Annotated in this window: 6 protein-coding genes; 4 read left to right on the forward strand and 2 right to left on the reverse strand. The window is 62.4% G+C overall.

The window, feature by feature from the left end; translation table 11 throughout:
- Positions 1-48: 48 nt before the first annotated feature.
- Positions 49-1,812, reverse strand: a complete 1,764-nt coding sequence (gene thrS / locus DXC52_RS09055) for a threonine--tRNA ligase (protein WP_055251577.1) — start codon at positions 1,810-1,812, stop codon at positions 49-51.
- Between the two features lie 238 nt (positions 1,813-2,050).
- Positions 2,051-2,482: a zinc ribbon domain-containing protein gene (locus DXC52_RS09060; RefSeq protein ID WP_006234085.1), complete on the reverse strand. Its 432-nt coding sequence runs from the start codon at positions 2,480-2,482 to the stop codon at positions 2,051-2,053.
- A gap of 628 nt (positions 2,483-3,110) precedes the next feature.
- On the opposite strand from DXC52_RS09060, the gene DXC52_RS09065 reads away from it, so the two are divergent.
- The 4 genes from DXC52_RS09065 to DXC52_RS09080 all read left to right on the forward strand — a co-directional run bounded on the left by DXC52_RS09065 (position 3,111) and on the right by DXC52_RS09080 (position 7,544).
- Positions 3,111-4,565 (forward strand): NAD(P)/FAD-dependent oxidoreductase, encoded by a 1,455-nt coding sequence (locus DXC52_RS09065; RefSeq protein WP_117746991.1) that lies wholly within the window; start codon positions 3,111-3,113, stop codon positions 4,563-4,565.
- 1 nt (position 4,566) lies between these two features.
- Complete coding sequence (locus DXC52_RS09070) at positions 4,567-5,934, forward strand: NAD(P)/FAD-dependent oxidoreductase (protein WP_117746992.1); 1,368 nt, start codon at positions 4,567-4,569, stop codon at positions 5,932-5,934.
- 3 nt (positions 5,935-5,937) lie between these two features.
- On the forward strand, positions 5,938-6,330 hold the full coding sequence (locus DXC52_RS09075) for a DUF1667 domain-containing protein (RefSeq protein WP_117746993.1): 393 nt from the start codon (positions 5,938-5,940) through the stop codon (positions 6,328-6,330).
- A 125-nt stretch (positions 6,331-6,455) separates the two neighbouring features.
- The gene (locus tag DXC52_RS09080) at positions 6,456-7,544 is read left to right on the forward strand and encodes a Xaa-Pro peptidase family protein (RefSeq protein WP_199409506.1); all 1,089 of its coding nucleotides are present in this window, start codon (positions 6,456-6,458) and stop codon (positions 7,542-7,544) included.
- The last annotated feature ends 178 nt before the right edge of the window (positions 7,545-7,722 follow it).

Consider the following 7,722-nt stretch of genomic DNA (forward strand, 5'->3'; position numbering starts at 1 on the left):
ACCGTCCTTTGTGGACGGTCGCCTTTGTTAATTGTTGTGTTGCTTGCCTTAGGCGCGGGTCTTGATCTCCTCGGTCACCTTCGCAACAAACTCGTCAACGCTCATCTGAACGGTCTCGTTGGAGCGATCGCGGACGGAGATGTTGCCGGCCTCGACCTCCTTCTCGCCCAGGATGAGCATGTAGGGCACACGGTCGATGCTGCGGGCCTCGCGGATCTTGTAGCCGATCTTCTCGTCGCGATCGTCGCAGACCACGCGAATGCCGGCCTCCTCCAGCTTGGCGCATACCTCGTGCGCGTAGTCGCGGCTCTTCTCAGAGACGGGAAGTGCCTTGACCTGCACGGGAGCCAGCCAGGTGGGGAACTTGCCCGCAAAGTGCTCAATCAGAATACCGATGAAGCGCTCAATGGAGCCAAAGCAAACGCGGTGCAGCATGATGGGGCGCTTCTTGGTGCCGTCGGCATCCACGTACTCCAGATCAAAGTTAAGCGGCATCTGGAAGTCGAGCTGGACGGTACCGCACTGCCAGGTACGGCCGAGCGAGTCCTCCAGGTGGAAGTCGATCTTGGGGCCATAGAAGGCGCCGTCGCCCTCGTTGACCTCGTAGTCCATGCCCAGCTTCTCCAGAGCGGTACGCAGGCCCTCCTCGGCGCGCGCCCAGTCCTCGTCCGAACCCATGGAGTCCTCGGGGCGGGTGGAAAGCTCAACGTGGTACTTAAAGCCAAACTTCTGGTACACGGAGTCGATCAGGTTGACCACACCCACGATCTCGTCGGTCAGCTGGTCGGGGCGCACAAACAGGTGGGCGTCGTCCTGGTTAAAGCAACGCACGCGGAACAGGCCGTGCAGGGCGCCACGCAGCTCGTGACGGTGCACCAGGCCAATCTCGCCGGCGCGAATGGGCAGCTCACGGTAGGAGTGCGGCTTGGAGGCGTACACCAACACGCCACCCGGGCAGTTCATGGGCTTAATGCAGTACTCTTCGTCGTCGATGACGGTGGAGTACATGTTGTCCTTGTAGTGGTCCCAGTGGCCCGAGGTCTTCCACAGCTGCTTGTTCATGATGAGCGGCGTGGAGATCTCGACGTAGCCGGCCTTGTGGTGAATCTCGCGCCAGTAGTCCAGCAGCGTGTTCTTAAGGATCATGCCGTTGGGCAGGAAGAACGGGAAGCCGGGGGCCTCGTCGCGCATCATAAAGAGGTCCATCTCGCGGCCGATCTTGCGGTGGTCGCGCTTCTTGGCCTCCTCCAGCATGTGCATGTGCTCGTCGAGCTCTTCCTTGGTGGCAAAGGCGACGCCGTTGATGCGGGTGAGCATCTTGTTGTCCTTGTCGCCCTTCCAGTAGGCGCCCGAGACGCCGGTGAGCTTAAAGGCCTTCAGCGCCTTGGTGTAGCAGATGTGGGGACCGACACACATGTCAATGTAATCGCCCTGCTGGTAGAAGGTGATGCGGGCGTCGTCGTCCAGGTCGCCGATGTGCTCGACCTTGTACTTCTCGCCACGCTCCTCCATAAGGGCGATGGCCTCGGCGCGGGGCTTCTCGTACACGGAGAACTTGAGGTTCTCCTTGACGATCTTCTTCATCTCGGCCTCGATCGCGGGGAAGTCGTCCTCGCTGATCTTGACGCCCTCGGGCAGGTCGACGTCGTAGTAAAAACCATTGTCGGTCGCGGGACCATAGGCAAAGTCGGCCTCGGGATAGAGACGCTTGATGGCCTGCGCCATGATGTGCGCGGCAGAGTGGCGGATGACGTGCGTGACCTCGTCCTGCGGGAGCTCGGCCACCGAGCCGTCATTGTAGAGTGCCTTCATGGGTATGTTTTCTCCTCTCGGATGCCTGATGCAAGTGCGTACGATGCGCTCGGCGTTTTTGACTTGCATCATTATAGGCAGGTTGCCTTGGTATACAAGCGCCCGCCGCACCTTAATGGCACGGCGGGCGATTTTCTACGCATGCTTCATCGTGTGGGGGCGGGGCTGCGGGACGCGCGTTCGGCTTGCGCGTGACGCGCGGTGCCCGTGGCTTACGGCCGCCCCGGCGATGGATGCGTTACTGGATGCGAGTTCGGCAGTAGGGGCAGACCTTCCAGTGCGCGTCGAGCGGGCGATGGCAGCTGGGGCACACGTTGCGAACCTGGGTATCGCACACGGGGCAGACCACAAAGTCCTTCTCGATGGGCGCGCCGCACTGCGGGCAGGTGCCGTACTGGGCAAGCTGGCGCTCGCGCAGGGCCATGTCCAGCTCCTGCTCCTCGCGATCGGCCGCGTAGGAGTGCGGACGCAGAACCAGATAGGCGATGAGGCCCACAAACGGGATGAGGGCGATGATGCCCCATGCCACGTAGGCGCTGGCGCCGCGGCGGCGAGCGTCGATGAACACATAAACGACCGACAGCACGTACAGGGCGATGATAAAGCCAACAAAGGCATAGATGACGCCCATAAGCTGCGGCGACATGAGCTCAGAGATGTACTTGGACATTGAGGTGTACCTTTCGGAATATTTACAGTCCGGATAAGTTTACCACGGGGTTTGTTTATATGGGACCACGGCTGGGTACGGGGCTGGCGCGGACACAAACATCTCAATCTGTAACAGTTACTCGGCTAAAACAGTCCCAGACGTTACAGATTTAGACAAACCCTTCTCTCCCCGACTTAAACCTCGATCTGTAACATCTAGAACCCAAAAACAGTTCTTACTGTTACAGATCGAGACAACCAGAATCCGTCGGAAAGATTGTCTCGACCTGTAACAGAAAGGAACCAAAAACCCTGCCAGCTGTTACAGATCGAGACATACGAGTAACCCGACGGGCTACCGTCTCGATCTGTAACACGTAGGACCGCAATTCCCCGCCTATCGTTACAAATCGAGATGAACGTGCGCCTGTGGACGCAGCATCTCAATCTGTAACAGGTAACGGCGACGACCGCGATGTTTGGTGGGAAGATCTCGCGGTCTAACGTGGCCAGCATCCGTGCTGGGCCAGCCCGCGCCTGCCGTTGGCGGGTGTTGCAGGGCTATTCGCCGCATTGCCGTCGCACTGGGGGTGTGCAGACCCTAGGATAGTCTTATTGACGGCCTGTCAACTCGTCTGGGAGGCACTGTGACGGAAACGTTTGATATCGTGATTGTCGGCGCGGGCATCACCGGATGCGCCATCGCGAGGCAGCTCGCGCGCTATGACCTGTCCATTTGCGTGGTCGAGGCGGCTAACGATATTGCGCTGGGCGCGTCGAAGGCCAACGGCGGTCTGGTGCACGCCGGCTACGATCCGGCACCGGGAACGGTAAAGGCGCAGGTCAACGCCCGTGGTTGCGAACTATATGGCACGTGGGCCCAGGAGCTAGGCTTTTTGTTTTGCCGTACCGGGTCGATGGTGCTGGGGTTTAACGACGAAGACGGCGCACAACTGGAGCAGCTGCGGCGCAACGGCCTTGCCAACGGTGTGCCCGAGCTGTCGATCGTCGGACCCGACCGCATCCACGAATTGGAGCCGCGCGCCAGTGCCGATGCAACGTGTGCGTTGTGGTGCCCCTCGACTGGATTTGTCGACCCGTTTGAGGTTGCCATCGCCGCGCTGGAAAACGCCGTCGCCAACGGGGTGACCTTTATGCGGTCCGCGCCGGTGGAGGCGATTGAAGTCGCGGGCTCGGGCGACGACGGGCGCTTTACACTGGCGACCCCCGCTGGCAACGTGCGCTGCCGCTACCTGATCAACGCCGCGGGCAACGGCGCCGCCGACATCTCGCATATGGCGAGCGCCGAGGAATTCCAGATGGTCTGGCGTCAGGGCAACATCGTGGTGCTGGACAAGGAGCCGCGCACGCTCATGCCGCTCTACCCCGTGCCGACGCCGGTGTCGAAGGGTGTTATCGTCACGGGCACCGTGCACGGCAACACCGTGATCACCGCCACGGCTGCCGTGCGCGAGCCGGGCGACACGCAGACCTATGCGAGCGATGTGAACGCGCTGCTGACCGGCGCGCGCAAACTGGTGCCCGATCTGGATACGCGCCACGTGGTGCGCGCATTTGCCGGCGGGCGTCCGGTCATTCAGGGAACGAACGACTTCTTTATTGGACAGTCGGCCGTGGTGCCGGGGCTGTTCCAGGCGGCGGGCATTCAGTCGCCGGGTGTGGCAAGCGCGCCGGCCATTGCCGAGCGCATGGAGCTTGTGATGCGTGAGGCGGGCGTGGAGCTGCACGAGCGGGCGGACTGGAACCCCATTCGCCGCGCGCCGGATGACTTTGACCGCGCACCGCTGGCGCGCAAGGAGGAGCTGATCGAGTTCAATCCCGCGTGGGGACAGATTGTCTGCCGCTGTGAGACGGTACCTGAGGCCGAGATCGTGGCCGCGATCCGACGCCGCCCGGGCGCAGTTTCGGTCGAGGGCGTCAAGCGCCGCTGCCGTGCCGGTATGGGCCGGTGCCAGAGCGGTTTTTGCCAGAGCCGTGTGGTGGCGATCCTGGCGCGCGAGCTGGGCTGCGACCCCAGCGAGGTACTGCTGGAGGACACTGGCTCGTGGCTCGTTGAGGGACCTTTGAAGGGGGTGCGCTAGGATGGCGGGATTCAAATCGAGCGCGATTGATTGCGGCGTCGTAGAAGCCGTGCAAACACAAGCCTTCGACGTGGTCGTTATCGGCGGCGGACCCGCTGGCATGGCGGCTGCGCTTGCCGCACATAATGCCGGCGCCCACGTGGCCATCGTGGAGCGCGAGCAGCACCTGGGCGGAATCCTCCGCCAGTGCATCCACCCCGGCTTTGGCCTGTCGCACTTTAAACAGGAACTCACCGGTCCCGAGTACGCGCAGCGCTTTATCGACCAGGTGCGCGCGACCGACATTGCGCTGTTCCTGGGCAGCATGGTGCTTGGGATTGATTCGGCCGAAGGCGACCCGGGCACGGGCAAGACCGCGGGAGCTACCGCAGTCCATACCGTCACGCTCATGAGCCCCGCCGGCATGCTTCAGCTCACCGGACGGGCGGTTGTCCTTGCCATGGGATGCCGCGAGCGCACGCGCAGCGAGATCAAGATCCCCGGCAGCCGTCCCGCCGGCGTGTTTACGGCGGGCCTGGCGCAGCGATACATCAATATCGAAAACCTCAAGCCCGGCTCGCGTGCCGTCATTTTGGGTTCGGGCGATATCGGGCTGATCATGGCGCGCCGCTGCACGCTCGAGGGGATTTCGGTCGAGGGCGTGTACGAGCTCATGCCGTACGCCAACGGTCTGCGCCGCAACGTCAAGAACTGCCTGGACGACTTTGGCGTTCCGCTACATCTGTCCACCACGGTAACGCGCGTGATCGGGCATGACCGCCTGGAAGCCGTGGAGGTGAGCCAAGTCGACGAACGCCTAGCGCCCATTCCGGGGACCGAGCGCATTATTCCGTGCGACACGCTGCTGCTTTCGGTGGGCTTGATTCCCGAGAACGAGCTTTCGGTTGCCGCGGGCGTAGAGCTTGACCCGCGCACGCGCGGCGCCGTGGTGGACCAGAGTCTGCAGACGGGCGTACCAGGCATCTTTGCCTGCGGCAACGTGCTGCACGTGCACGACCTGGCCGACAACGTAACGACCGAGTCCGAGAGAGCTGGCGCAGCTGCGGCGGCGTACGCGCTGGGAACCGGCGCGGGCGCCGTTCCGGACTGCGAGCTCACCGTCTCCCCTGCCGGCATTGCGGGATACGCACTGCCGGGACGCATTACGGCTGTGGCGCTCACCAAACTCAACTTCCGTGTGCGCCGACCAGTCGATGCCGCCCGCGTGCGCATTCTTGCTGGCGGCGTTGAGCTGTTTGCAGGCAAGGTCCGCCCGTTTAAACCGAGTGTAATGGAAAGCTTCCCACTGCCGGCAAAGGTCATCAAGCAGGCGCTCGACCTGGGTGCCAGCAAGATTGTCTTGTCCGTCGATCCCATTGAGGAGGCATAGCTCATGAGCACGAATGTGACCGAAACGTTGCAGTTCAACTGTACGACCTGCCCATCCGAATGCCTTCTGACCGTAGAGGTGGAGCGCGACGCCAATGGCGCCGTGGTGGAAGTGCGCTCCGTAACCGGTAACAACTGCCCGCGCGGCGATAAGTTCGCACATCAGGAGCTCACCTGCCCCATGCGCGTGCTCACGACGACCGTGGCCGTCTCCGGCGGCGACGAAGCCCTGCTCCCCGTGCGCACGGCCGAAGCCATCCCACTAGAACTCCACGCCCAAGCCATGGCCCTCATCCGAGGCCTAGTCGTCAACGCCCCCATCCGCATGGGCGACGTCGTGCTGAAGGACCTCCTCAACACCAATATCAACCTAATCGCCAGCATGGACATCGAGTAGCTAAATTGGGACGGGGCTCTTTTAGCTGCTTTTGCAAGGAGTGTCCCCCGGTGCCGTCATAAAAGGAACGTCCCTATGTGCCGGGCTTGGGATACCATGGTGGCAGCCTAGCGAAAGGACGATGTATGGCACATATCGATGACCAGCGTGTGGTGCGCGTGCTCGATGCGCTCGAGGCTCAGCACCCCGGCGCGCAGCTGCTCGTAAACGACCCGTGGTCGATTTATTACCTGACCGGCTTTTATGCCGATATGTTCGAGCGTTTTTGCGGCGTGCTGCTCGCGCGCGATGACGAGCCCGTGATCTTGGTCAATGCCCTGCATCAGCTGCCCGAGTACGACAATGCCCGCGTCGCCTACCACACCGATACCGATGTCGTGACCGACGCCATCGCGAGTGAGATCGACCCAGCCAAGCCGCTTGGCATCGACACTGTCATGCGTTCCGGCTTTTTGATGCCGCTCATGGAGCGCCACGCCGCGAGCGAGTTTTTCCTGGGCGACTTTGCCGTCACCGCCGCGCGCACCTACAAAGACGCCGCCGAGCAGGAGCTCATGCGCGTGTCCTCGGCAGTCAACGACGCCGTGATGGCCGACGCGATCAAACTCGTCCACGAGGGCGTGACGGAGCGCGAAATCGCCGACCAAATGCTCGGCCTGTATCGCAAGCACGGCTGCGAGGGCTTTAGCTTTCCGCCCATCGTGAGCTTTGGCGCCAACGCCGGCGACCCGCATCACGAACCCGACGACACCGTGCTCAAGCGCGGCGACGTGGTGCTGTTCGACATTGGCGGACGCCGCTGCAACTATTGCTCGGACATGACGCGCACGTTCTTTTGGGGCGAACCGGACGAGGAGACGGCACGCATCTACGACATCGTGCGCCGCGCCAACGAGGCCGCCGAAGCGCTCATCGCACCGGGCGTGCGCATGTGCGACCTGGACCGCGCCGCACGCGATGTGATCGAGGACGCAGGCTATGGGCAGTACTTTACGCACCGCTTGGGACACTCGATCGGCCTGCAGGACCACGAGCCGGGCGACGTCTCGCTGGTCAACGAGCAAGTCGTAGAGCCAGGCATGACGTTCTCCATCGAACCGGGCATCTACCTCCCCGGCCGCACCGGCGTCCGCATCGAGGACTTGGCCCTGGTGACCGAGTCCGGCGTCGAGATCCTCAATGCCTACCCCCACGATCCGGTCCGCCTAGACTAGGCAATGCGGCAAAGGGGCTGTCCCTTTGTCACCTTCCGATTAGCTGCGCCACGAAAGCGAGCTATCTACTACGTTTAACCCGCATGGGTCGACCATAACCGGGTTTTCGCAAAATCCGCAAGCCATCTACCTGCACTGATAATTGTTCTCGGGGGAAGCGGGCACTGCGGGGCGCGGC

This window comes from Collinsella sp. TF05-9AC (assembly GCF_003438495.1).
Taxonomy (GTDB): Bacteria; Actinomycetota; Coriobacteriia; order Coriobacteriales; family Coriobacteriaceae; genus Collinsella.